Source organism: Streptomyces sp. NBC_00083 (assembly GCF_026343295.1).
In the GTDB taxonomy this organism is placed as follows: Bacteria; Actinomycetota; Actinomycetes; order Streptomycetales; family Streptomycetaceae; genus Streptomyces.
Genome location: NZ_JAPELY010000001.1, coordinates 3,064,510 through 3,088,321, shown reverse-complemented (window position 1 = coordinate 3,088,321; position 23,812 = coordinate 3,064,510). Strand labels below are relative to the sequence as shown.

Genomic DNA, 23,812 nt, shown 5'->3' with positions numbered 1-23,812 from the left:
CCGGACATGTTTACGGCTGCCGGAGCTCGTTCGCGCGCGTTTCGAACGGGGCGCTTCGCTATGCACCGTCCGGGGAATGGGCGGCTCCCCTTTCCTCTGTCACGCTGAAGTCGCAGCATGCCAGGGTGAAATGCCAGCGTAAATCAGGGATTGGGGAGTCATGTCGGTCGATACGGGTGCGGAGACGTCAGGGGCGGCCACACGTGGCCAGCAGAGTCTCGGAACCGCCGCCGCACGGAACTTGGCGACCACGACCAAGTCCGCTCCGCAGATGCAGGAGATCAGCTCCCGTTGGCTGCTGCGGAAACTGCCGTGGGTCCAGGTGCAGGGCGGCACGTACCGGGTCAACAGGCGGCTGAGCTACACGGTCGGGGACGGCCGGGTCGAGTTCATCCAGACCGGCGGCCGCGTACAGGTGATCCCGGCGGAGCTCAGCGAGCTCCCCGCCCTGCGCGACTACGACGACGAAGAGGCGCTGACCGAGCTCGCGAACCGTTGCACGCAACGGGAGTTCGCCGCCGGTGAGGTCATCGCGAACTCGGGCACGGCGACCGACCGCGTGTTCCTGCTCGCCCACGGCCGGGTGGCCAAGGTCGGCACCGGTCCCTACGGCGACGACACGGAGCTGGGCTTCCTCGCGGACGGCGCCTACTTCGGCGAGCACGCGCTGGTGGACTCCGAGGCGCAGTGGGAGCACACCGTCCGCGCCACCACGGCGTGCACCGTGCTCGAACTCACCAGGTCGGACGTGCTCAACCTCGCCGAACGCTCCGAGAGCCTGCACCAGCATCTGGAGGCGGCGTCGGAGCAGCCGGACCGGGCCACGAACAAGTACGGCGAGGCGGCGATCGACCTCTCGGCGGGCCACGTCGGCGAAGCCGTCATCCCGCACACGTACGTCGACTACGAGAGCGCACCGCGCGAGTACGAACTCTCCGTCGCGCAAACGGTGTTGAAGGTCCACAGCCGGGTGGCGGACCTCTACAACCAGCCGATGAACCAGACCGAGCACCAGCTCAGGCTCACCGTCGAGGCGCTGCGCGAGCGCCAGGAGTACGAGCTCGTCAACAACCCCGAGTTCGGTCTGCTCACCAACTGCGACTACGGCCAGCGGCTCCAGCCGCACGACGGGGTGCCGAGCCCCGACGACATGGACGAGCTGCTCTCGCGCCGCCGGGGCTCCAAGCTCTTCCTCGCCCACCCCAAGGCGATCGCCGCCTTCGGCCGCGAGTGCAACAAGCGCGGCCTGGTCCCCGAGTCCGTCGAGGTCGACGGCCACCGTCTCCCGGCGTGGCGCGGCGTGCCGATCTACCCCTGCGGGAAGATCCCGCTCAGCGACAAGCGGACAACCTCGATCATCTGCATGCGTACCGGCGAGGACAACCAAGGCGTCATCGGCCTCCGCCAGTCGGGCATCCCGGACGAGATCGAGCCGGGGCTCTCCGTGCGGTTCATGGGCATCGACGAGCAGGCGATCATCTCGTACCTGGTCACGGCCTACTACTCCGCCGCCATCCTGGTGCCGGACGCGCTCGGCGTCCTGGAGAACGTGGAAGTCAGCCGCTGGCGCTGACGCCTCCGCCCAAGGAGCGGGCAGGGGCGGCGTGTCCACCCTGATCCGTCTCCCGCCGGCACGGCCGGACAGCCGGCGTCGAGCAGGGACCGCCGGTGACGGCTCGGTCCCCACCCAGAGAAGAGTGCGCCCAGTCGGGTCCGGTGCGGACATCGACGTGCCCCGCGCATGCCGGTGTCCCGCGCCCTGAGCGCGCCGACCCTTCCGGACGCCCTCTTCCACGGCCGCGCTCATCACGGCGCCCGCCGCGCCGCCCGGCCCGTGGGCGTCGTACGCCCTGAACGGGGCCGGCCGCAGGGCAGCCACTGCCGGCGGCCACCCGGCTCACTGAACCCCCGCTCCTGAACAGGGTCCGCCGTACGCCACCGGCGGCGCTTCGGCGAGCGGTCGTACCGGACCGACCTCCGCACCCAGAAGCGGAGTCGGCCCGGGGCGACTCGCGTCCGACGGCGAGCGGGCCCCTGCTCTCCGAGCGCCCCGGCTCGCCGGTCCGGCACTCCTTCCGGGCACGGGGAGTGCGCTCGGAACAATCCGCCTCACACAAGGAGCAATGGATGCCCGTCCCCGACCTCAGTCCAGTGCAGCCGCACATGGTCCCGCAGGTCACGACAGCAGAGCCCGCCGTGCCGGCCATCGCCGACATCACGTGTGTGGACGGCGTGTGCGTGCCGCTCTCGGCCGACGCTCCGGATCCGCCCACGGCCGCACCCGCGGCTCCTCCCGCCGAGCCGCCCCCCGGTCCCTCCACGGGCGCCGGTGCGGACCGTGTCGCGGACGGCGTCGCGGGGTCGTCCGCGACCCCGGACGCCCTGGGCGTCGCCGACCTGCCCGGGGGCGGGCCGCACGGCGTCGTTCCCATGAGCCCCGAGGTCCTCGAACGGGTCCTGCGCGGCCCCAACGGGCTGGGGACCAGCGGCCTTCGCCTCGCGCCCCGCGCCGAACCGTCGGCGGACGGCACCCCGGTGCCGGGCCTCTACCACCATCCGGTGGCGGAGCCCGACCCGGTGCGGGTGGCGGAGGTCGGCCGCAGGATCAAGGACTGGGCGGTCCACGAGGTCGAGCTGTATCCGCCGGACTGGGAGGACCAGTTCGACGGGTTCGCCCTCGGCCGCTACATGGTGGCCTGCCATCCCGACGCACCGACCATCGAGCACCTGATGGTCGCGACCCGGCTGATGGCCGCGGAGAACGCGCTCGACGACTGCTACTGCGAGGACCACGGCGGCTCGCCCGTGGGCCTCGGCGGGCGACTGCTCCTCGCGCACACCGCGCTCGACCCCCTCCACACCACGCGTGAGCACCAGGCGCCCTGGGCGGAGTCGCTGTTCAGCGACGCGCCGCGCCGGGCCTACCGCTCGGCCATGGAGTACTTCGTCCAGGCGGCCAGTGCGTCACAGGCCGACCGCTACCGGCACGACATGGCCCGTCTGCACCTGGGCTACCTCGCCGAGGCCGCATGGGCGCAGACCGAGTACATGCCCGAGGTGTGGGAGTACCTGGCGATGCGGCAGTTCAACAACTTCCGCCCCTGCCCGACCATCACCGACACCGTCGGGGGCTACGAGCTGGCCGCCGACCTGCACGCCCGGCCCGCCATGCAGAAGGTCATCGCGCTCGCCTCCAACGCGACGACCATCGTCAACGACCTCTACTCCTACACCAAGGAGCTCGACGCTCCCGGCCGCCATCTGAACCTGCCCGTGGTGATCGCCGAGAGCGAGCAGTGCGAGCCCCGTGAGGCGTACCTCAAGGCGGTCGAGGTCCACAACGAGCTCATGCACGACTTCGAGGCCGAGGCCTCCGCCCTGGCCGTCGCCTGTCCCGCGCCGCAAGTGATCCGGTTCCTCCACGGAGTGGCCGCGTGGGTGGACGGCAACCACCACTGGCATCAGACCAATACCTACCGCTACTCACTGCCCGACTTCTGGTAAGCAAAGGGGACCCACCGTGTCCACGAACGTCGAACCCACCCTCACCACCGCGACCATTCCCGCCCCGGCCACGCCCTACCAGGACGACATCGCCCGGTACTGGGACCACGAGGCCCGGCCGGTGAACCTGCGCCTCGGCGATGTCGACGGTCTCTACCACCACCACTACGGCATCGGCGATGTCGACCACTCGGCGCTCGGCGCACCCGGCGCACCCGACCGCGACACGAAGCTCGTCGCGGAGCTGCACCGTCTGGAGTCCGCGCAGTCGGACGTGCTCCTCGACCACCTTGGGCCCGTCGCGCCCGGCGCCACCCTGGTGGACGCGGGGTGCGGCCGGGGCGGCTCCATGGTCATGGCCCACCAGCGCTTCGGGTGCACGGTCGAGGGCGTCACCCTCTCGGCCAAGCAGGCCGAGTTCGCCAACCAGCGCGCCCGCGACCTGGGCATCGACAGCTCCGTGCGGTCCCGGGTCTGCAACATGCTGGCCATGCCGTTCGCGACCGGTGAGGCCGCGGGCTCGTGGAACAACGAGTCGAGCATGTACGTCGATCTGCACGACCTCTTCGCCGAGCACTCCCGCATCCTCACCCCCGGCGGCCGGTACGTGACGATCACCGGCTGCTGGAACCCGAAGTACGGCCAGCCCTCCAAGTGGGTCTCGCAGATCAACGCGCACTTCGAGTGCAACATCCACTCGCGTCGTGAATACCTGCGGGCCATGGCCGACAACCGGCTCGTCCCGCAGGCGGTCATCGACCTGACGCCCGAGACGCTGCCGTACTGGGAGCTGCGCGCCACCACGTCGCTCGTCACGGGCATCGAGGAAGCGTTCATCAACTCCTACAAGGACGGCTCGTTCCAGTACGTCCTCATCGCGGCCGACCGCGTCTGACGCTCGCTCGTACGGCACGGAACGTTCTCGGTGCGGCCGGCACACCCACGGGGTGCGCCGGCCGCACCGGTGCCTGGGACCGGCCTCGGACCGGTGCCTCGGAAGGGGCGAAGCGGCCCGCCCGAGCGCGTCCCCGATATCGGCTGGCGGGCCGGGCCCCTGGTGGTGAAGATCGCCTCATGTCCCTCTTCCTGGAAACCGAACGGCTCGTGCTGCGCTCCGTCAACAACGCCGATGCCGACGACCTGTTCGCTCTCGACAACGATCCCGACGTGGTCCGTTTCATCAACGGCGGCCGGCCCACCACCGTCGACACCATCATGGAGCGGACGCTCCCCCGCCTGATGCGCGACTACCCGTGCTGGGGACACCGCGGCTACTGGGCCGCGGAGGAGCGGGCCACGGGGACCTTCCTGGGCTGGTTCGAGTTCCGCCCCCTCGACGACCGGAGCGCGGCCGTCGTGGAACTCGGCTACCGGCTCAACAAGAGCGCCTGGGGCAGGGGTTACGCGACCGAGGGCTCTCGCGCCCTGATCGACAGGGGGTTCGGCGAGCTCGGTGTGGAGACGGTCACCGCGAACACCATGACGGTGAACGCGCGCTCCCGGCGTGTGATGGAGAAGGCGGGCCTCGTGTTCCTGCGCACCTTCACCGGAGAGTGGCCGGACGCGATCCCGGGGTCCGAGCAGGGCGAGGTCGAATACCGGCTCACCAAGGCCGATTGGGAACAGCGCCGGGCATGAGGCCCGGGGCCCCGGCGATCAACCGCCGAAGACCGCGCCCAGTCCGGCGAGCAGTCCGATCAGCAACACCAGGACGAACAGCACATACAGCAGCGTCAGATACGCGGTCACGATCGCGGCCAGGGCGAGCCCGCGGCCGGGCAGCCCGCGGCGGCGTGCCCGGCGGCGGCCGATGTGGCCCGAGACGATCGCGACGAGCGACGACAGCAGGATCAGGATCACCCATCCGACGGTCAGTGGCAGGAAGAGGGTGCCGGTGGCCAGGCTTCCGGTGGCGGCCATCACCCCCAGGACGGCCGCCGTGGCGCTGATGTCCACGGCCCTGTTCTTCGGGCGCTCACCCGCTGTGGTGCTCATGCCACGACCCTAGTCAGGAGCCTCGGGCCGCCCCGAACCGGGCACGTGAACTCGGTAGGCCAGTGAGCGGAGTTGAAGCGGATGCGGCACTTTTTGACCTACGTCAACACCCTCAAGGCTGGAAATTAAACCGGCTGGTATGTATCTTCGAGCTTGCGAGAGGCCGTCCCACGTACCTTCTCGCTTCGCTTGAAGCGCGGATCCTGGGGGAGTCATGTCCACAAGCACGTTCCGCTTCCATACGCCGGCGGACCTGTCGACAGCAATTGAGGGTACAGGGGTCGTCGCACCTCCGATGTTCCGTTATCCCTATCTCACAACGACAGTTCCCCAGGAATTCGTGCACCGGGCCGCCGTGGCCGAGGTGCTGCTCACGGGCTGGGAGCGGGTCGACGACGCCACGTTCCAGATCACGGCCCAGCTGCCTCGGAGCCACAGCTTCTACACCCCCGTCAGCGGAACCCATTACGACCCTTTGATGGTCACCGAAACAATCCGCCAAGTCGGTTCTCTGCTGGCGCACGCGGAATTCGGCGTTCCGCTCGGCCACCAATTCATGATGAAGGACTTGACGGTCTCCGTGCGCCCGGGACAACTGGGCGTGGGCCCCACCCCGGCGGCGCTCGACCTCGACGTCACGTGCAGCGAAGTGAAGTGGCGCAGGCAGGCGTTCGCGGGCACTCGGTACGACGCGGTGATCCGCCGGGACGGAGAGATCGTCGCCACCGGGGGCGCGATGTACACCTGTGTCACCCCTGAGATCTACCGGCGGCTGCGCGGTGACCGGCCGCGCTCCGGCCAGGAGGTGGCGCCCCAGCTGACCGCCCCGGTCTCCCCGCAGAGCGTGGGCCGCATGTCGCCCATCGACGTGGTCCTGTCGCCCTCGAGCGAGCCCGACCGGTGGCGGCTGCGGGTGGACACACGCCACCCCATACTCTTCGACCACCCGGTCGACCACGTGCCGGGAATGGTCCTCCTCGAAGCCGCCCGGCAGGCCGCGACCGCGCTCCTGCTGCGCTCGGACCCGCAGCACTCGCCCCTGCTGCCCCTGCGCGTCGAGAGCGAGTTCCTGCGCTACACCGAGCTGGACGCGCCCTGCACCATCGAGGCCTGCCGGGTGCCGGCCGGCCCGCAGGAGGTCGCCGTCCTGGTGACCGGAACCCAGAACGGCGAGCAGGTCTTCAGCTGTGTGATCGCCGCGGCCGACGCACACCTCTGACGGCGCGCCCCGGCCGCTCCCCACGACCACGGCGGCCTCAGCCCGTTCCGGTCGTCGTGGTGCGCGTCGGCTCCGGCTCCCGGCCCTTCCCCTCCCGTACGGGTGCGGAGAAGGCCGCGGCGTGGTCGGCGGCCCAGGTGGCGTACGACCGGGCGGGGCGGCCGGTGAGGGCCGGCAGGGCGGGGTCCACCGCCCGCTTGGCGCCGGCCTGTTGGCGTTCCGCGCTGTGCAGGAGCGCCTGGGCCAGCGCCTCGGGATACCGGCGCGACCACGCCGTGAGGGCGTCGTCGGGCGAGAGCTCCTCGAAGCGCAGGTCCACGTCGAGCGCGCGGGCGAGCAGGCCGGTCTGCTGAACGGCTGTGAGCGCTTCGGGCCCGGTCAGCGTGTACGCCTGCCCGTGGTGCCCGCTTCCCGTGAGCGCCCGGACGGCGGCGTCGGCGATGTCGCGGGGGTCGACGCACGCGTTGCCCGCGCTGCCGTAGAGCGCGCGCACCACACCCTCGGAGCGGATGCCGGACGCCCACGACAGGGTGTTGGACATGAACGCGCGCGGTCGCAGCAGGGTCCACGCGATGCCGCTCGCACGCAGCAGATCTTCGTTGGCGCGCTGCCAGGAGGTGACGAGGTCGGTGGCGCCCGGGTCCTGGACAGCGGCCGCGGAGAGCTTCACTATGTGCTGAACTCCGGTGGCACGGGCGGCAGCCAGGAACCGCGCGTCGTCGTCGCCGCCCACGCGACTGGTGACGAGCAGGGCGCCGCGGACCCCGGTCAGGGCACGTTCGAGGGAGGGCTGGTCCGCGTAGTCGCCCCGGACGATCTCGGTGCGGGGGCGGGTCGTGCTGATCCGGGAGGGATCGCGCGTCAGCGCGCGGACGGCCTGATCGGCGGGGAGGCGGTCGAGGACAAGTCGGCCGACGGTGCCGGTCGCTCCGGTTACGAGGATCACCGGCGCCACCCTTTCCGAAGGGTGTTCCGGCCCCAGGTTTCCGGTCATGTTCGCTCCCAAAATGGCTGACTAAGTGCCCCGCTCTGCGGATGGCTGACACTGTAAGATACGAACTTGACGGTTTTTTTGCATGGACCTCCGAAAGGTTCATAGACCCGGAGGGAGGACAGTGGCCAAGCAGGACAGAGCAATCCGTACGCGTCGGTCGATCCTCGAAGCTGCTGCCAAGGTGTTCGAGGAGCGCGGCTACCAGGCCGCCACCATCTCCGAGATCCTCAACGAGGCGGGCGTCACCAAGGGCGCGCTCTACTTCCACTTCCAGTCCAAGGAGCACTTGGCACTGGGCCTCCTCGACGAGCAGGACGAGGGCCTGACCGTTCCGTTCCGTCCGTGCAAGGTCCAAGAAGTCGTCGATGTGATCGTGCTGTTCACCCACCGGCTGCAAACCAGCCAGATGGTGCGTGCCAGCGTCCATCTGACGCTGGACCAGCAGGCGTCGGGGCTCGACCGCACCGGGCCGTTCCTCGCCTGGGGCGAGATGATGCGCGGCCTGCTGCGCGAGGCACAGCAGCAGGGCGAGCTCCTGCCGCACGTCGTCACGGACGAGACGGCCGACGTCCTGGTCGGCTCGTACGCCGGGATACAGGCCATGTCGCACGCGCTGAGCAGTTACCAGGATCTGGGGCAGCGGGTGACGACCCTGCTGCGGCACATCCTGCCGAGCGTGGTGATCTCCTCCGTGCTGACCTCGGTGGACATGTCGGCCGAGCGCGGAGCGCACGTCTACGCCGAAGCCAAGCGGAACCTGGCGCAGGCGCAGGCGGAGGCCAAGGAACGCGCCGCGTCCGAGCTGGCCGCGACAGCCGGCTGAACAAGCCGCCCGGACCTCCCCCAGAAGAAACCTCCCTGCCCGTTACGGCCTGTACGCTGACGCGAACGGTGTACGCAGCAGGTGGACGGCGTGCGCTCGCATGACGGGCTCCCACGGGGTCCGACCCCCGGGTCTCGTTCGGAGTTGAGGAGGCGCCCGATGCCCAGCGAAGGCAAGCGGGAGATCGCGTCGGTATGGACCCGCCCGCAGGGGCGGCGCGAGCAGCCGGCGCTCAGCCGGCAGCAGATCGTCGCGGAGGCCGTGCGCCTGCTGGACACCGAGGGAATCGCCGCCCTGAGCATGCGCAAGCTGGGCTCCCGCCTCGACGCGGGAGCCACCTCGCTCTACCGGCACGTGGCCAACAAGGACGAGCTGATCGAGCTCGTGGTGGACGAGGTGTACGGCGAGCTGACCGAGCCGGACGCCGCACAGGCCGGGCACTGGCGCGACGCCACCACGGCACGCGCCCACGGCGTGCGGGCGATGATCCTCCAGCACCCCTGGATCGCCTCCGTGCTCGGCGAGGTCGGGATGGCCCACCTCGGACCGAACCTCATGGGGCTGTCCGACCGGATGATCGCGACGTTCGAGAGCGCCGGGTTCCCGCTGGGCGAATCGGACCACGCGGTACGGGCGCTCTTCGCGTACGTCACCGGAACGGCGGTCAGCGAGGCGGCCTGGCTGACCATGCTCGCCCGCAGCGGGCAGAGCGAACAGGAGTGGGTGACGCGGCTGTGGCCCGCGGCCGAGCAGGCGGCGCAGGCCTATCCGCGGCTCCAGAAGGGCTACGCGGACCAGCGGGGCAAGGACCCGGGGACCATCCGGGACGAGAACTTCCGCTATGGCCTGGAGCGCTTCCTGGACGGTCTTGAGGCCCGGCTCGGCAACATCGGGCAAACCCGCAGCTAGCGGGCGAGCCCGCCCTCCCCGGAGGCGGGGCTCGCGTCGCGGCAACCTTCCCCGGCCATAGAAAACCGCAAGACCGGTTTGGTAGTCTCGATGCTGCCGACCGGGTAGGCCCTGGCGCCTTGCGTCCGCGCCCCGGTACCGGGGCGCGGAGCGTGTTCCGGCTGCATACGACGACGGTCCGCCGTACCGGGCGAACGCGGCTACCCCTGCGCAGTTATGGAGCGCCCTGATGGCCAGACAGGAACGCGCGGTACGCACGCGCAACACATTGATCGAGTCCGCCGCCGAGCTGTTCGACCGGGAGGGGTTCGAGACGGCGTCGCTCGCCACGATCAGTGCCCGCGCGGGCGTGAGCAATGGCGCGCTGCATTTCCACTTCGCGAGCAAGGCGGCGCTGGCCGGCGCGGTGTGGGAGACGGCGGCGCAGCGGCTGTGGCTGATCACCGATGGCGGCCCGGCCCGGGAGTGCGCCGTGCAGATACTCATCGACGCCAGCCACGCCCTGGTGCGGGGCTTCCACCACGACGTCGTGCTGCGGGCGGGATTCGGTCTCGGCGGCAGCTCGGAGGCGACGGGCGTGAGCGCCGATCTGCACCGCACATGGCAGGAGTGGGTGGAGGCGATGTGCGCGCGGGCGCGCCAGGAGGGGGCGTTGGCGGCGGACGTGTCCGCGCAGGACGCGGCGCTCGCGGTGGTCGCCGCCGTGGCCGGGTTCGAGGCGCTGGGCGAGCAGGACGAAGAGTGGCTGTCGGCGGCCACCCTCACCGCCTTCTGGGAGCTGCTGCTGCCCCGCCTCGCGCGGGAGTCCGTAGCGGGAGGGCTCATCGCCTCGGGCACCGGGTCCGGCACCCACCCGGGGCCCCCGCGCCTTCACGGCGAGGGGGCGCTCAACTCCCTTGCCCCAGTGGATCGTTCCGCCGGACATCCGCTCCCCCGGCCCCTCTCGCTGACCGGGGTGACGGGATCGCCGGGGAGTGCGGCTTCGTCGTTACGGTAGGGATCGAGCGGGTCCGGCCGCTCGCGGGTCCGGCGGGCGGACCCTGCCCGGCCGGGCCGTCCCCGTCAGCCGGCGGCGGCCAGCAGGTCGCGCTCCTGGACGCCGGCCTTCGGCCCGATCGCCACGACCTCGCCGAGGGTCTCGGCGGGCGCGGGAGCGGCCAGGCAGGGCATGACGAGGCGCCAGAACCCGGCGAGCGAGGCCGGGGAGACCCAGCGCGGGTCCTTGCGGCCGAGCAGGCCGAAGCCGGTCGTGGCGGCGACGATGGTGGCGACCATGGCCGTGAGGTCCACGTGCTCGACGAGCAGCCGCTCGTCGCGGGCCTCCGTCAGCAACTGCCGTACGCACGCCTGCCATTCCTGGCGCAGGTCCACCCGGCTCAGGCGCGCCGTGTCGCCGCTCAGCCGCAGGCCCGCGCGCGACACGACATCGCGGTGCAGTTGGTCGGCGAGGGCGTGCGAGGTGCGGGTGAGGCGCTGCAGGGCGTTCATGCCCGGCCGCTGGGCGCGCCACCCGGCGCGGCGCAGATCGGCGGCGGCCGTGGTCTCCACGGCGGCGGCCACCGCCGCCTTGTTCTCGAAGTGGAAGTGGAGGGCGCCCAGGCTGACGCCCGCGTTGGCGCTGATGTCGGCCAGCCGGGCCTGGACGTATCCGTGTCGCTCGAAGGACTCGGCCGCCGAGCGGATGAGCGACTGACGGGTGCGCACGGCACGTTCCTGTTTCATACCAGTGGCTCCTCGGGCTGGACTTCGGTGACATTATCAAACCAGCTTCGCGGTTTTTTAACCAGCGTTCGGGGTCGTTATCTCGCCACCCGCCCCTGCGGGTCTCGGGGCCCTGCGGCGGGGCAGGGGCAGGGCGGTCCGTCCCGCCGCCGCGAAGAACCCGTCTCCAGGCGATGGGGCGGGTGCTTCGCATCCTCCGAAAGGGGGACTTGCGTCCTGCCGCAGAACAGGGCAGCTAGAGCGGCGACTATTGGGCACTCTCCCTAACGGGTCGCCCCGCCCGGGGTGCGGGCCACGTCCGCGGCGGACGTGTGTGGGCGGCCCGCGGCGAAGTGGGCCGGTGACCCCATGTCCGCGGTGACGACCGCCCCGGGTGTGCTCACCGGCGGGTACGAGCCGGACCAGGGCAGCGTGGAGCCACCGCGCGTCGCGTCCGCGGCGCGGCAGTCGAGGTAGCGGAGAGAATGATGAGCGGCACAGGACTCGCCGGGCGAAGCCAGACCCGCCGTCTGGCCCTGTTCGGGGTGAAGGGCGTGGTCACCCGCTGCCGGGATTTCGCCGCCGACGCCCTCTACGACTGGGGGTGGACCTCGACCGCCGACGCCGCGGACGCCGAGCGCGTGGACGATGTGCTGCTCCTGGTCTCCGAGGTCGTCACCAACGCCTGTCTGCATGCGGGCGGCCCCCGCGAACTGGTCCTGCGCCACGCGGACGGCCACCTCCGCGTCGAGGTGAGCGACGCCAGCCACGCCGTTCCCGTACGCCGTCCTCACGCACCCTCGATGCCGGGCGGTCACGGCCTGATGATGCTGGACCGGCTCGCCGGCGACTGGGGATCGGTGCCCTCGGCCGCGGGCAAGACGGTGTGGCTGGAGATGGTCCTGCCGTCCCGCGCCGCGCGGTCAGGGAGCCGGACCGTCGTCGAGGAGGCCGGTGCGCAGCCGGTCCATGATGTGGGTCAGGACCCGGGAGACGTGCATCTGTGAGAGCCCGACCCGCTCGCCGATGTCCGCCTGCGTGAGTTCGTCGACGAAGCGCAGGGAGAGGATCGTCCGTTCGCGGTCGGTGAGGGCGGCGATGAGCGGCTTGAGGGCGTCGAGGCACTCGATGACGTCGAACGAGGGGTCTTCCCTGCCGAGGGTGCGCAGGACGGCGGTGGCTCCGCTGTCGTCGTCGGTGATGTCGAGCGAGCGAGCCGTGTAGGCGTTGGAGGCCTGGTCTCCCTCGGCCACTTCCGCCTCGGTGATCCGCAGGTGGGCGGCGAGTTCCGCCGTCGTGGGCGGTCTGCCCAGCTCCTGGCCGAGGACGTCGCGGGCCGCGGCCAGCCGCAGCCGCAGTTCCTGGAGGCGGCGCGGTACCTGCACGGCCCAGCTGGTGTCGCGGAAGAACCGCTTCATCTCCCCGGTGATCGTCGGGAGCGCGAAGGAGGCGAAGTCGACGCCACGGGCCACGTCGAAGCGGTTGATCGCCTTGATGAGGCCGATGGTGCCGACCTGGAAGATGTCCTGCGCCGGCTCGGCCCGGCCGCGGAAGCGGCGCGCGGCGAACCGGACGAGGCTGAGGTTGAGCTCGACCAGTGTGTTGCGTACGCAGGCGTGCTCGGGTGTGCCCTCGTCGAGGCCGGCCAGCCTGCGGAACAGGGTCTCGGAGAGGGCCCGCGCCTCTTCGGTGCTCAGGTCCTGGGGGCGGGGCACGTCGGGGATGCCGCCGAGCGCCCTGCGCCGGACCAGGAGGGTCGGCTGCTGGGGCGGCGGTGCTGGGCGAACCTGTCCGGCCATCGGCATGAGCGGACTCCTTCGACGGGGGCGGCGGCCCGGCCCGCCATGCGGCGGGGGCCCGTCGTCCGAGCGATGCCACCACTTTATGCCTGATTGGAGGGGTTTGGAGTTGAATGCGATTCGACTGGTGCCTCCCGGGGCACGCGATCCGCATGAATGGTGGACATGTCACGCAGCGCGTGCGACAGGGCCGCCGGTTCGGCCTGGCGGACGGACCGGGTGTGGTGGCGCAGTGCCGAGACCTCACCCGTCAGGTGCTCGACGAGTGGTTCGGGCCTCGGGGCCTGCTGGACAGCACGGCCGTGGGGGACGCACTGCTCCTCGTCTCCGAGGTCGTCACCAACGCGTGCGTGCACGGGGGTGAGCCGTACGAACTCCGCTTCGACCGCCGCGACGGCAGGCTGTGGGTGGGCGTGAGCGACCGCAGCTCCGTCCGTCCCCGCCCGGACGGTCCGCACCGACCGGCACGCGCATCGGGTCACGGCCTGTACCTGCTGCAGAAGCTCTCCACGGCGTGGGGCTGGATGCCGACCGGCCAGGGCAAGACCGTGTGGTTCGAGATCCGTGTCGCGGACACCGCGGGCCTGGCCGGTTCGGGCTGAGGCCGCAGCGGCGCCCGCCCACCGGCCGTCCGATCACCTCGTCCCCTCGCGGTCCGTCCTCCCGGGTGGTTGTTGCACCCGGCGCTCACCGGGTAGGCGTAGATCATGACCACCAGCGCACAACGAAGCCCCGCCCTCCCGGTTTCCCGCGGTGAGCTGTCCGCGGGCATCCTCGGTTATCTGCGCGGCGAGACGGGCCGGCTCCCCGACGAGGATGCGGTCGGCCGTGCGGCACCGTACGGCGACGATCTGCAGCTCGCCCTCTACATCGGGTACGAGCTGCACTACCGGGGCTTCGACGGCGTGAGCGACGCGCACGAGTGGGATCCCGCGCTGATCGCGCTGCGCGCGCTCCTCGAGAACCGCTTCCTGGAGGCGCTGCGCCGGGACGCCACGCGCGACCACGACGTGGACGACGCCTTCGACGAACTGCTCGTCGAGCCGGTCCACGGCACCGGGGTCTCCCACTTCCTGCAGGACGAGGGCGAACTGTGGCAGCTGCGCGAGTACGCCGTGCAGCGCTCTCTGTACCACCTCAAGGAGGCCGATCCGCATGCCTGGGTGCTGCCGCGGCTGTGGGGGCGGGCGAAGGCCGGCATGGCGGCGGTCGAGTTCGACGAGTGGGGCGGTGGCCGCGCCGAGCGGGTGCACGCCCAACTCTTCGCCGACCTGATGGAGGACCTGGGTCTGGAGACGGCGTACGGCCGGTATGTGGACGCCGGGTCCGCCGAGATGCTCGCCACGGTCAACCTCATGTCGCTCCTCGGGCTGCGCCGCGGCCTGCGCGGGGCGCTGCTCGGCCACTTCGCCACGCTGGAGGTCACCTCGTCGCCCTCCTCGCGGCGCATGGCGCTCGCGATGCAACGCGCCGGTGCTGGCTCCGCCGCGGAGTTCTTCTACACCGAGCACGTGGAGGCCGACGCGGTGCACGAACAGGTCGTGCGGCACGAGGTGATCGGGGGGCTCCTGGAGCAGGAGCCGGAGCTGGCCGCCGACGTCGTGTTCGGGGTCGATGCCACCGTGTTCCTCGAGGACCGGTTCGCGGACCACCTGCTGGGGCACTGGAAGGCGCGGAACTCGTCGTTGCGGAGCCCGCTTCCCCAGTAGCCCCAACGATTTCTGCTATTAAACGCAAATTCATGTGGATCTATACGGAATTGCCGGGTACTCGGGGGGCGTGACTCTCATCGCTCTCCCCGGCGTCTACGACCCGCAGGACGACACCGACCTGCTGGCCGACGCGTTGCATGACGAAGCGGTGCCCGAGGGCGCCGAGGTCCTCGACATCGGCACCGGCACCGGCGCGCTCGCCCTCGCGGCCGCCCGGCTCGGCGCCCGGGTCACCGCCGTGGACATCTCCTGGCGCGCGGTGATCAGCACCCGCCTCAACGCACGCCTGGCCGGGGTGCCGGTCCGGGTCGTGCGCGGCGATCTCCTCTCCCCCCTCGTGGGGCGCTCGTACGACCTCATCCTGAGCAACCCGCCCTATGTTCCCGCCCTCTCCCCCACCGTCCCCGGGCGCGGCGCCGCCCGCGCCTGGGACGCGGGGCACGACGGGCGCCTGCTGCTGCGCCGCATCTGCCGCGACGCGCCCCGCCTGCTCCGCCCCGGGGGCGTGCTCCTGATCGTCCACTCGGCGCTCAGCGACCCCCGGACGACGCTGGCCGAACTGCGGGGGCAGGGCCTCAAGGCCGCGGTGGCCGACCGGCGGTTCATTCCGTTCGGTCCCGTGCTGCGCTCGCGCCGCGACTGGCTGGTGGAACAGGGCCTGATCAGTGACGACGACACGATGGAAGAGCTGGTGGTCATCCGTGCCGAACGACCCGTCTGACAGCGCCCGGCGCATCCACCTGCAGCGCGAAGGGCCCCTGCTGGTCGAGGGCCCCGTGGAAGTGGTGCTGGAGGACGGCACCACCGCCGTCTCGGAGCGCTGCGTGGTGGCCCTGTGCACGTGCCGTCGCAGTCGGCGCTACCCGTGGTGCGACACCAGTCACCGGCGCCGCAGCCGCGACTGAGCCGCCTGCGGCCGTACGGCGTACGATCCCGCCGTACGCGGCAGAAGGCCCGTACGCGACCGAAGGGTTGCCATGCCGTCCACCGCAACGCCCGCCATAGGCCTGCCCGTTCGCGTCCGGGCCCGGCGTCCGCGCCGCGCCGCGTGAGGCGCCGGCCCGCGGCGGAGCACCGCCCCGCCCCCGCACCGCTGCCGCCGCAGCATCGCGTCGCGCTGGGCGGCACCGGCCCCGAGGACGTCGTCTTCGACGCCTCCGGCCGGGTGCTGACCGCGGTGGAGGACGGGCGGGTGCTGCGGATCACTCTCCCCGTGCCCGGCCGGCCCGCCGGGATCGAGGAGGTCGGCCACACCCGAGGCCGGCCCCTCGGGCTCGAAGTCCTGCCCGACGGGCGCCTGTTGGTGTGCGACGCGCGCCGGGGGCTGCTCCGGCTCGACCCCGGCAGGGGGACGGGGGTGGAGGTGCTGGCCGATTCCGTCGCCGGGACACCGCTGCGGTTCTGCAGCAACGCGACGGCCGCCATGGACGGCACGGTCTACTTCACGGTGTCCAGCAGGCGCCACGGGCTCGACGACTGGCTCTCCGACATCGTGGAGCACGAGCCGTCGGGCCTGCTCGTGCGGCTGGCTCCGGGCGGCGAACCCGAGGTGCTCCTGGACGGGCTCCAGTTCGCCAACGGGGTGGCGCTCGCCGCAGACGAATCGTTCGTGACGGTCGCCGAGACCGGTTCCTGGCGGCTCACCCGGCTGTGGCTCGGCGGCCCGGACGCCGGCCGCCGGGACACCCTCGCCGACGCCCTGCCGGGCTTCCCCGACAACGTCTCCCGCAGCCCCGGCGGCGGCTTCTGGGTCGCACTCGCCGGACCGCGCACCCCTTTGCTGGAGCGGCTGCACCGCGCCTCCCCGGGCGTCCGTCGGACCGTGGCCGCCACCGCGCGGCGCCTTCCGGCTCCGCCGGCCTCCGGCGCCCGGGTGATCGAGGTGGACGAACAGGGCCGGACCCTGCGCCAACTGCGCGGCACCGGGCGGCGGTTCCGCATGACGACATCGGTCGCCGAGCACGGGGGACGCCTGGTCATGGGCAGCCTCCTGGAGCACAGCATCGCCTGGTGCGAGCTGCCCGCAGCCGCCTGAGCGGCTCCCCGCGCACGGGTCGGCCGGCCCGGTTCGGCGCGTGCGCCCGGGGTACGCGCCGCAGTGCGGTCGCCCTGAACCGCGCCGGCGTCGCCGAGCCCTCGCCGGCCCCTCAGGACGGCTCAGCCGTCGAGCCGCCTCCCGATTGCGGAGCGCTCGGCGGCGGCACAAGGTGAAGTGATCCCCCCGATCACGGAGACAGCCGAGGAGACGACATGCCCAGCGGATCGAGCCCGAAGCGGGAGCGGCAGTACGAGCACATCAAGGAGAGCGCCGAGGACAGGGGCGAGAGCACGAAGCGCGCCAAGGAGATCGCGGCGCGTACCGTCAACAAGGAGCGGGCTCGTTCGGGTGAGTCGAAGACCGCGAGCAAGAGTTCCACCCAGGACATGTCCTCCTCGGAGCGGGGCGGCCGGCGCTCGCACAGCGGGTCGCAGGGCCCGACGTACGACCAGCTGTACGCCGAGGCACAGCGCCGCAACATCCACGGCCGCTCCAGCATGGACAAGGCGCAGCTGAAGCGTGCGCTCAACAGCAAGTAGCCGGCGCCGGGGCTCGGGACCATCGCGCCGACAGCCGATGGGCCCGCCCGCGGGCCGTCCGGGGGCCCGGCCGACGACACCGCGCGCCGCGCACCCGCACCGGCCGAAGTACCGCCGCGCGTGCGCCATTTGAGTTAATGACGCGGGGGTGGGTGAGCGCGCCCGGTCCGGTGGGCAGGACGCCGGGCGGCATGGTGAGGCCATGCACTCGTCTCCCACGGCCGGGACTTCCTCCCGGTCCACTTCCCTGTCCCGGCGCGGCTTCGCAGTCGGCTCGGCGACCGCCGTCGCCGCGGTCGCCACGAGCACGGCGACGGCCACGACCGCCGCTGCCGCCACGACCGCGGCACCCGTCACGGCCCCCGCCGCAGCCGCGTCGCTCTCGCAGCGCTGCCTCGACGTCGCGCGCGCCCTGCTGATGCGGGGACCCGACGGCCGCGACCTGGTTCCGGCCTACCGCGACGTCCTGGTGGGCGGCGGGCTTCCCCGGTCGGCCGCGCCCCGCAGGAAGGTGCTCGTGGTGGGCGCGGGACCGGCCGGTCTCGTCGCCACGCTGCTGCTGCGCCGCGCCGGGCACGAGGTCACACTCGTGGAGGCCAACGGCAACCGCGCCGGCGGACGGATCAAGACGTTCAGGACGGGCGGCCACGAGCGCGCCGAGGCGCCGTTCGCCGATGCCCGGCAGTACGCGGAGGCCGGGGCCATGCGGATCCCGGGGAGCCATCCCCTGGTGATGGCGCTCATCGACCACCTCGGGGTGGCACGGCAGCGCTTCCGCCTGGTCGACCAGAACGCCGACGGCACTCCCGCGCTGCGTACCTGGATCCACGTCAACGGCCTCCGTGTCCGGCGGGCCGACTACGCGCGGGCTCCGCGGCGGGTGAACCGCTCGTTCGGGGTCCCGCGCGCGCTGTGGGACGTTCCCTCCAGCAGGATCCTCAGCGATGCCCTGGCTCCGGTGCGGGACGAGTTCAGCACCGTCGGGCCCGACGGGCGGCGCGTGGACAAGCCGGCCGGGGAGATGGTCTCCGGGTGGGCCCGGGTCGTCGAACGCTTCGGCGACTGGTCGATGCGCCGCTTCCTGAGCGAGTACGCCAAGCTCGACGACCCCACCATCGACTTGATCGGCTGCCTGGAGGACCTCACCTCGCGCCTCCCCCTCTCCTTCATCCACAGCTTCCTCGACGCGGCGCTCATCAGCCCCGACACCGCCTTCTGGGAGCTGCGCGGCGGCACCGCCGCCCTGCCCGACGCCCTGCTCAAGGAGGTCGGCGACAGCATCCGCTTCGACCGGCGCGTCACCAGGATCGAGTACTGGGACCCGTCGCGGCCCCACACCGACACCCCGCATGTGAGGGCCGACGGACCCCATGTGTGGGTCGACACGGTCTCCGAGGGCCGCGAAGGCGCGCCCGTGCGTGAGCAGTTCACGGCCGACCTCGCGATCATCACGGTGCCGTTCTCGGGGCTGCGGCACATCCAGGTCGCGCCGCTCATGTCGTACAGCAAGCGCAGGGCCGTCACCGAGCTCCACTACGACAGCGCCACCAAGGTGCTGCTCGAATTCAGCCGGCGCTGGTGGGAGTTGGGCGAGGAGGACTGGAAGCGCGAACTCGCCACGATCGGGAGCGGGTTGTACGACTCCTACCGCCGCGGTCTCGCCCCGGACGACGGCAGTCTCCTGGGCCGGCACGACTCCGTCACCGGTGAGCGCCTCTCGGCCAACCAGCGCGCCTACTACGCCGCTTACCGTTCCGTCACCCGTGACCAGCCGGGAGGGGTGGGCAGCTTCGGCGGCGGCTCGGTCAGCGACAATCCGAACCGGTTCACCTTCAACCCGTCCCATCCCGTGGCCGGCAGCGAGGGCGGCGTCGTGCTCGCCTCGTACACGTGGGCCGACGACGCGATGCGCTGGGACTCCTTCGACGACGACGCCCGCTACCCGCACGCGCTGGCCGGGCTCCAGGAGATCTACGGTCAGCGGATCGAGGTCTTCTACACCGGCGCGGGCCGGACCCAGAGCTGGGCGCGGGACCCGTACGCCTACGGTGAGGCCTCCGTACTCCTGCCCGGCCAGCACACCGAACTGTTCCCCGACATCGCCACCCCGGAAGGCCCCCTGCACTTCGCCGGGGACCACACGTCCCTCAAGCCGGCCTGGATCGAAGGAGCCCTGGAGTCGGCCGTGCGCGCGGCACTCGAAGTGCACACGGGGCACTGACCTCGCGCCGGGAGTTCGGGCATCCGGCCCGAACTCCCTTGTTCCAGGCGTCAGTCGAGACGTCGGTCAGCGGCGGGCCCAACGGACCTTCAGGCGCCCGTACTCCATGGTGCCCGAGACGCGGATCCGCGGCGCTCCCTGCGTGGAGTGCCGCGGAACTCCGACGTGCGGGTCCTTCCACACGCAGTGCAGGTCCTCGATGTCGACGACGGCTCCGCGCGGCACCGTGATCCTGGCGTTGCCCGAACCGAGCCGCAACTCGATGTCGATCGACGAGTGTTCGACGACCGCGCGGGACAGGTCGAGGTGCACCCTCCCGAACGCGGACTCGACCTTGAGGGTCCTCGGCACCCGCCATGCGCCGTCCCGCCTGATGCGCCCCGCGGCCACCGCGATCGTCGCGCTGGTGTCCGGCTTCTGCGGCGGGAGCGAAGCCACGGCGGCGACCAGCGCGCCGTGCGTCGTGACGGTGAGCACCCGGTGGATGCGTTCGTCCATCTCCTCGTGGGGAACGTGCCCGTCGCCGTACGCCTCCTGGAGGCGCCGCACGGCGCTGTCGCGCTCGTCTTCGGTGATCGGCCGCGAGGGGTCTTTCGGCAGGGACGGCATCGTCTCACCCTACTGCGGGGCGGGCGCTGTCGTGCTTGCCCGGTCGCCTTCGGGGCTACTGCGCGGCCTGTTCGTCGAGGAACCGGTGCAGGACGGCCGCTTCCTCGTGGAGGCGGGCGGCGTGGCCCGCATGGGCCGCCGAGGTCAACTCGGCTGCCGCCGAACGGCGTTCGGCGATCTCGCGCCGGACGATGTCGGCCGTCTCTCGCTCGCTCAGCTCCCGCCGCGCCGCTTCGGTCACGCCGACGCCCACGGGCGACTCCTCGACGGACACACCGCGCAGCTCCGCCGCGCCGGCCGGCACCGCCTCGGCGTTGTCCAGCGCGGCGAGCGCCGAACGCAGGGCGCTGACCGCGGCCTTGTCGCGGGCGCGCATGGCTTCCGGCAGGGCTTGACGCATGCGTACGCGCAGAGACATGCGCCGACCCTAGGGGCGGGGGCCGGACCGCCGCAACGGGATTCCGGGGAGTGTCGGCGGGCGGGGCCGGTCGTTGGGCAGCGCATGTTCTCCACGCGTACTGCCCTTGCCGCAGTGGTCCTCGCCGTGTGCGCCTGTCTGTCGCCGTCCGGCGCCGCGACCGCCGGCACCCCCTCCCCCACCGCCGACGACAACTGCGCGGGCATCGGTGTGCACGTCGGACTCTGCCAGGTCCTCGCCGAACACCATGTGCTCAGCGGCAACAACCAGCAGCTCGGCAGCCGTCCTTGAGCGACCCGGGCCGGTGACGGCCCGCGCCGGCGGTGGCAGCCCGTCGGTAGGGTGCGTCCCATGCCGGACGTACACCCCCGCCCCGAGCCGTTCCTCGCAGTGACCGCTCCCGAGGCGCTCCACGACCTGCGCGCGCGGCTGCGCGCGACCCGCTGGCCCGACGCTCCCGAGGACGCCGGCTGGTCGCTCGGCACCGATCTCGCCTACCTGCGGGAGCTCGTCGCGTACTGGGCGGACGAGTTCGACTGGCCGGCGCAGGAGGCGGCCCTCGCCCGGCTCCCCCGGTTCCGCGTCCCGGTCGGCGGGCTGGGGATCCACTTCGTGCACGCGCGGGCCGTCGCGCCGGCCGGGCCCGTGCTGCCGCTCGTCCTCAGCCACGGCTGGCCGGACTCCTTCTGGCGCTACTCGAAGGTCATTCCGCTCCTGACCGACCCGGGCGCGCACGGCGGCGACCCGGCCGACGCCTTCGACGTCGTCGTCCCCGACATGCCCGGCTTCGGCTACTCCGACCGTCCGGCCGGCCCGCCGCTGGACTCCATCGCGGTCGCCGGACTGTGGGCCGAGCTCATGGACGTCCTGGGGTACGGACGCTTCGGCGCGGCCGGCGGTGACGTCGGGAGCCACGTCAGCCGCTACCTCGCGCTCGACCACCCCGACCGGGTCGTCGCCGTCCACCGCACCGACGCGGGTGTGCCCCGTTTCTTCGGTGACCCGGCGGAGCTCGCGCCGGAGGAGCGCGTGTGGCTCGAGGACGGCGCCGCCTGGGGTGCGACGGAGGGCGCGTACGCCGCCATGCACCGCACCAAGCCGCAGACCGCGGCGTTCGGGCTCACCGACTCGCCGGCCGGACTCGCTGCCTGGATCGTCGAGAAGCTGCGCTCCTGGAGCGACTGCGACGGCGACATCGAGCGGAGCTACACCAAGGACGAGATCCTCACCAACATCACGCTGTACTGGTTCACGGAGACCATCGGGTCCTCGATGCGGATGTACCACGCGAACGCCGAGATCCCGCCGGCGCAGCTCTCCCGCCGGGTCGAGGTGCCGTCCGGTTTCTCGATCTTCCCGGGCGACCTCGTGCGTCCGCCGCGGGCGTGGCTGGAGCGCGTGGCGAACGCCGTGCGGATGACGGAGCCGCCGCGCGGCGGGCATTTCGCCGCGTTCGAGGAGCCCGAGCTGTACGCGGAGGAGCTGCGTGCCTTCTTCCGTCCCTACCGGGCCGCGGTGGCCGGGTGAGGGGCGGCCCCGCCGTTGCGCACGGCGGGGCCGAAGGGCGGTTCGGGCGCGCTCAGCTTCCCGCGGGCGGCGCCGGGGCGAAGGCGAGCGGGTGGCGCACCGCTTCCGGGCCGCGCACCCGGGTGCCGAAGACCACCAGCTCGCAGGCGTTCGCGGCGTGGCAGTCGATGGTTCGGCCGTCGATCGCGGTGAACGCCGCCGACAAGGTCACCGTCTCGTTCAGGTGCCCGGCGTCGGTCGTGGCCGGCGGCCGTGAGCGGGGCCGGCAGCCGAGCGTGTCGGTGGCACCGGTCGCGCACTCCATGATCAGTGAGTGGTACTGCGGTTCGTAGCCCTTGCCCGTCGCCCGCACGGCCTGGCCGTCGACGAGTCCCGTGGCGGGGTTCACGTCGAGGGTGGGCGGCGCCTCCAGGCGCCCGTGCGGGGCGAAGCGCAGCGGGACGGTGGTCAGGAGCGCCCCGTCGTTGTCGGTGAGGGCCAGCGTGCACGGGTTGGCCGGCGAGGCGGTACGGCAGTCGAACGACCCTGCCTGGGTGGCGAGTTGGGCGTAGAGCTTCTTCGGCGAGAGCTGGTACGTGCCGTCGGGGTACACACGGAACTGGCGGCCGGTGTCGTCGTCACACGTGGTCGCGGAGGCCGAGGGGGCGCACTCCTTGACCCATACGTACGCGCCGGGCGGGCCGCCCGCGATGGTGAACTTGACGATGTCGCCGTCCCGCAGGCCCGTCGTCCGGTCGACGTTCAGCTGCGCTGCCGGGGCTCCCGCGGCGAGCCGGTGCGCGGCCGGTGCCGCGCCCGGGGCCATCAGGGTCCACGGGCCCCACCCTCCGGCGGGAAGCGTCTGGTAGATCTCCCACATCCGGTCCCTGTTCCATTCGCGGACCGTCACGTGCAGCCTCCCGTCCGGGAGTTGCTCGACGGTGCTCGGCTGGCTCAGCCCGACGTCCTGACCGGGGACCTGGCCGGTGGCCAGCACCGGGCCCCAGCCGGATGCGGCGTTCTGCTGGTGCCGCAGCTGCAGGGTGCTGCCGTTCCCCGAGCCCGACGCGAAGGCGTCGAGGCTGCCGTCGCGCTCCTTGAACAGCACGACGCCGCCGTGGTACGGGGCCGGTGCGAGCCCGAAGGCGTCGGGGCTGCTCCAGGTGTTCGCACCGGCGTCCTCGACCGAGTGGCAGAACGTGCCGTAGGTCGAGAACAGCAGCTCAAGACCGCCCGCGGAGTTCTCCGCCGCCGTGATGGCATAACTCTTCGGGCCGACGGTCGCCGCGCTCACCCGCTGCCACGCCCCGAACGCGCCGCCCGGCGCGGCCTGTTCGCGGTGCCAGGCGAAGGGCAGGCCCCTGGTGGCGGTGGCGTCGTAGAAGAGCTGGACCTGTGCGATCCGGCCGTCCGCGCGGTCCACGGAGACCAGGCTGTCGGAGACCGGCGAACTCGCGAGGCCCTGGGCCCCCGGGTCCGTTCCGCATGCCGTGGAGGCGGTCGCGGGGGCCGCGACGGGCGTGGTCTGCGCCGCCTGTGCCACCGCGGGCATGCCCGTCGCGCCGGCGCAGGCGAGCGCCACCGCGACCATGCCGCGCGTCAGCGCCCCGGCCCGCGTGTCCCGCAACCCTCTTCGTCGTATGCGCATCTGTTCCCGCCCTTTCGATAACCCCACCCGGCAGGGGAGCATCCTCTCGGCGCGGGCGGGCCACGACCAGCTCGCAAATCGGCCAGCGTCACCCGCCGGGATCAGGCCGTCGCCGGCAGCGCCGGGCGGCCGGACCGCGTGCGGGCCGTCCTGGAGGGACGTCGGCGGGCCGCGGCG

25 protein-coding genes are annotated in these 23,812 nt (G+C 72.1%); 18 read left to right on the top strand and 7 right to left on the bottom strand.

Annotation, left to right across the window (positions count from 1 at the left end; translation table 11 throughout):
• Positions 1-160 precede the first annotated feature (160 nt).
• The 4 genes from OOJ98_RS13750 (at position 161) to OOJ98_RS13735 (ending at position 5,142) form a co-directional block, all read left to right on the top strand.
• The gene (locus OOJ98_RS13750) at positions 161-1,573 is read left to right on the top strand and encodes a family 2B encapsulin nanocompartment shell protein (protein ID WP_267054944.1); all 1,413 of its coding nucleotides are present in this window, start codon (positions 161-163) and stop codon (positions 1,571-1,573) included.
• 554 nt (positions 1,574-2,127) lie between these two features.
• Positions 2,128-3,504 (top strand): family 2 encapsulin nanocompartment cargo protein terpene cyclase, encoded by a 1,377-nt coding sequence (locus tag OOJ98_RS13745; RefSeq protein WP_323177893.1) that lies wholly within the window; start codon positions 2,128-2,130, stop codon positions 3,502-3,504.
• A 16-nt stretch (positions 3,505-3,520) separates the two neighbouring features.
• A complete protein-coding gene (locus tag OOJ98_RS13740; protein ID WP_267054943.1) occupies positions 3,521-4,399 on the top strand; it encodes a geranyl diphosphate 2-C-methyltransferase in 879 nt (292 codons plus the stop codon).
• Between the two features lie 179 nt (positions 4,400-4,578).
• Positions 4,579-5,142 carry a GNAT family N-acetyltransferase gene (locus tag OOJ98_RS13735; protein WP_267054942.1) on the top strand — a complete coding sequence of 188 codons (564 nt, stop codon included), beginning with the start codon at positions 4,579-4,581 and terminating at the stop codon, positions 5,140-5,142.
• A gap of 18 nt (positions 5,143-5,160) precedes the next feature.
• On the opposite strand, the gene OOJ98_RS13730 is transcribed toward OOJ98_RS13735, so the two are convergent.
• The gene (locus OOJ98_RS13730; RefSeq protein WP_267054941.1) at positions 5,161-5,499 is read right to left on the bottom strand and encodes a DUF4190 domain-containing protein; all 339 of its coding nucleotides are present in this window, start codon (positions 5,497-5,499) and stop codon (positions 5,161-5,163) included.
• 295 nt (positions 5,500-5,794) lie between these two features.
• Here OOJ98_RS13730 and OOJ98_RS13725 point away from each other — a divergent pair, with 295 nt between their 5' ends.
• Entirely contained in the window at positions 5,795-6,718 is a 924-nt protein-coding gene (locus OOJ98_RS13725) for a ScbA/BarX family gamma-butyrolactone biosynthesis protein (RefSeq protein WP_267054940.1), read from the top strand.
• A gap of 37 nt (positions 6,719-6,755) precedes the next feature.
• On the opposite strand, the gene OOJ98_RS13720 is transcribed toward OOJ98_RS13725, so the two are convergent.
• Positions 6,756-7,664, bottom strand: a complete 909-nt coding sequence (locus OOJ98_RS13720; RefSeq protein ID WP_267054939.1) for an NAD(P)H-binding protein — start codon at positions 7,662-7,664, stop codon at positions 6,756-6,758.
• Positions 7,665-7,833: 169 nt separating this feature from the next.
• Between OOJ98_RS13720 and OOJ98_RS13715 the strand changes: the two genes are divergently transcribed.
• From OOJ98_RS13715 to OOJ98_RS13705, 3 genes are all read left to right on the top strand, one after another.
• A complete protein-coding gene (locus OOJ98_RS13715; RefSeq protein ID WP_267054938.1) occupies positions 7,834-8,535 on the top strand; it encodes a ScbR family autoregulator-binding transcription factor in 702 nt (233 codons plus the stop codon).
• Between the two features lie 159 nt (positions 8,536-8,694).
• The gene (locus OOJ98_RS13710; protein ID WP_267054937.1) at positions 8,695-9,444 is read left to right on the top strand and encodes a TetR/AcrR family transcriptional regulator; all 750 of its coding nucleotides are present in this window, start codon (positions 8,695-8,697) and stop codon (positions 9,442-9,444) included.
• 229 nt (positions 9,445-9,673) lie between these two features.
• Complete coding sequence (locus OOJ98_RS13705) at positions 9,674-10,441, top strand: ScbR family autoregulator-binding transcription factor (protein ID WP_267054936.1); 768 nt, start codon at positions 9,674-9,676, stop codon at positions 10,439-10,441.
• A gap of 65 nt (positions 10,442-10,506) precedes the next feature.
• Here the strand turns inward: OOJ98_RS13705 and OOJ98_RS13700 are convergent, their stop codons facing one another.
• Positions 10,507-11,166 carry a ScbR family autoregulator-binding transcription factor gene (locus OOJ98_RS13700; protein ID WP_267054935.1) on the bottom strand — a complete coding sequence of 220 codons (660 nt, stop codon included), beginning with the start codon at positions 11,164-11,166 and terminating at the stop codon, positions 10,507-10,509.
• 467 nt (positions 11,167-11,633) lie between these two features.
• On the opposite strand from OOJ98_RS13700, the gene OOJ98_RS13695 reads away from it, so the two are divergent.
• Positions 11,634-12,152, top strand: a complete 519-nt coding sequence (locus OOJ98_RS13695; RefSeq protein ID WP_267054934.1) for an ATP-binding protein — start codon at positions 11,634-11,636, stop codon at positions 12,150-12,152.
• Here OOJ98_RS13695 and OOJ98_RS13690 read toward each other — a convergent pair.
• Positions 12,069-12,944, bottom strand: coding sequence for a SigB/SigF/SigG family RNA polymerase sigma factor (locus tag OOJ98_RS13690; protein WP_267055635.1), 876 nt, complete (start codon positions 12,942-12,944; stop codon positions 12,069-12,071). The genes OOJ98_RS13695 and OOJ98_RS13690 overlap by 84 nt on opposite strands.
• A gap of 152 nt (positions 12,945-13,096) precedes the next feature.
• Between OOJ98_RS13690 and OOJ98_RS13685 the strand changes: the two genes are divergently transcribed.
• The 7 genes from OOJ98_RS13685 (at position 13,097) to OOJ98_RS13655 (ending at position 19,454) form a co-directional block, all read left to right on the top strand.
• Entirely contained in the window at positions 13,097-13,546 is a 450-nt protein-coding gene (locus tag OOJ98_RS13685) for an ATP-binding protein (RefSeq protein ID WP_267054933.1), read from the top strand.
• Between the two features lie 105 nt (positions 13,547-13,651).
• Positions 13,652-14,653, top strand: a complete 1,002-nt coding sequence (locus OOJ98_RS13680; protein ID WP_267054932.1) for an iron-containing redox enzyme family protein — start codon at positions 13,652-13,654, stop codon at positions 14,651-14,653.
• A gap of 70 nt (positions 14,654-14,723) precedes the next feature.
• A complete protein-coding gene (locus OOJ98_RS13675) occupies positions 14,724-15,377 on the top strand; it encodes a HemK2/MTQ2 family protein methyltransferase (RefSeq protein WP_267054931.1) in 654 nt (217 codons plus the stop codon).
• A complete protein-coding gene (locus OOJ98_RS13670) occupies positions 15,358-15,561 on the top strand; it encodes a CDGSH iron-sulfur domain-containing protein (RefSeq protein ID WP_267054930.1) in 204 nt (67 codons plus the stop codon). The genes OOJ98_RS13675 and OOJ98_RS13670 overlap by 20 nt, the downstream gene beginning before the upstream one ends.
• Before the next feature lie 143 nt (positions 15,562-15,704).
• Entirely contained in the window at positions 15,705-16,691 is a 987-nt protein-coding gene (locus OOJ98_RS13665; protein ID WP_267054929.1) for an SMP-30/gluconolactonase/LRE family protein, read from the top strand.
• 215 nt (positions 16,692-16,906) lie between these two features.
• Positions 16,907-17,233 carry a plasmid stabilization protein gene (locus OOJ98_RS13660; RefSeq protein WP_267054928.1) on the top strand — a complete coding sequence of 109 codons (327 nt, stop codon included), beginning with the start codon at positions 16,907-16,909 and terminating at the stop codon, positions 17,231-17,233.
• A 202-nt stretch (positions 17,234-17,435) separates the two neighbouring features.
• A complete protein-coding gene (locus OOJ98_RS13655) occupies positions 17,436-19,454 on the top strand; it encodes an FAD-dependent oxidoreductase (RefSeq protein WP_267054927.1) in 2,019 nt (672 codons plus the stop codon).
• Positions 19,455-19,520: 66 nt separating this feature from the next.
• Here the strand turns inward: OOJ98_RS13655 and OOJ98_RS13650 are convergent, their stop codons facing one another.
• Both OOJ98_RS13650 and OOJ98_RS13645 read right to left on the bottom strand, forming a co-directional pair.
• A complete protein-coding gene (locus OOJ98_RS13650; protein ID WP_267054926.1) occupies positions 19,521-20,063 on the bottom strand; it encodes a DUF1707 domain-containing protein in 543 nt (180 codons plus the stop codon).
• Between the two features lie 55 nt (positions 20,064-20,118).
• Complete coding sequence (locus tag OOJ98_RS13645; RefSeq protein WP_267055634.1) at positions 20,119-20,439, bottom strand: GatB/YqeY domain-containing protein; 321 nt, start codon at positions 20,437-20,439, stop codon at positions 20,119-20,121.
• A gap of 126 nt (positions 20,440-20,565) precedes the next feature.
• Here OOJ98_RS13645 and OOJ98_RS13640 point away from each other — a divergent pair, with 126 nt between their 5' ends.
• Together OOJ98_RS13640 and OOJ98_RS13635 are read left to right on the top strand one after the other, a co-directional pair.
• Positions 20,566-20,772 carry a hypothetical protein gene (locus OOJ98_RS13640; RefSeq protein ID WP_267054925.1) on the top strand — a complete coding sequence of 69 codons (207 nt, stop codon included), beginning with the start codon at positions 20,566-20,568 and terminating at the stop codon, positions 20,770-20,772.
• Between the two features lie 60 nt (positions 20,773-20,832).
• On the top strand, positions 20,833-22,008 hold the full coding sequence (locus tag OOJ98_RS13635) for an epoxide hydrolase family protein (protein ID WP_267054924.1): 1,176 nt from the start codon (positions 20,833-20,835) through the stop codon (positions 22,006-22,008).
• A gap of 52 nt (positions 22,009-22,060) precedes the next feature.
• On the opposite strand, the gene OOJ98_RS13630 is transcribed toward OOJ98_RS13635, so the two are convergent.
• Positions 22,061-23,635 carry a neocarzinostatin apoprotein domain-containing protein gene (locus OOJ98_RS13630; protein ID WP_267054923.1) on the bottom strand — a complete coding sequence of 525 codons (1,575 nt, stop codon included), beginning with the start codon at positions 23,633-23,635 and terminating at the stop codon, positions 22,061-22,063.
• Between the last annotated feature and the right edge of the window lie 177 nt (positions 23,636-23,812).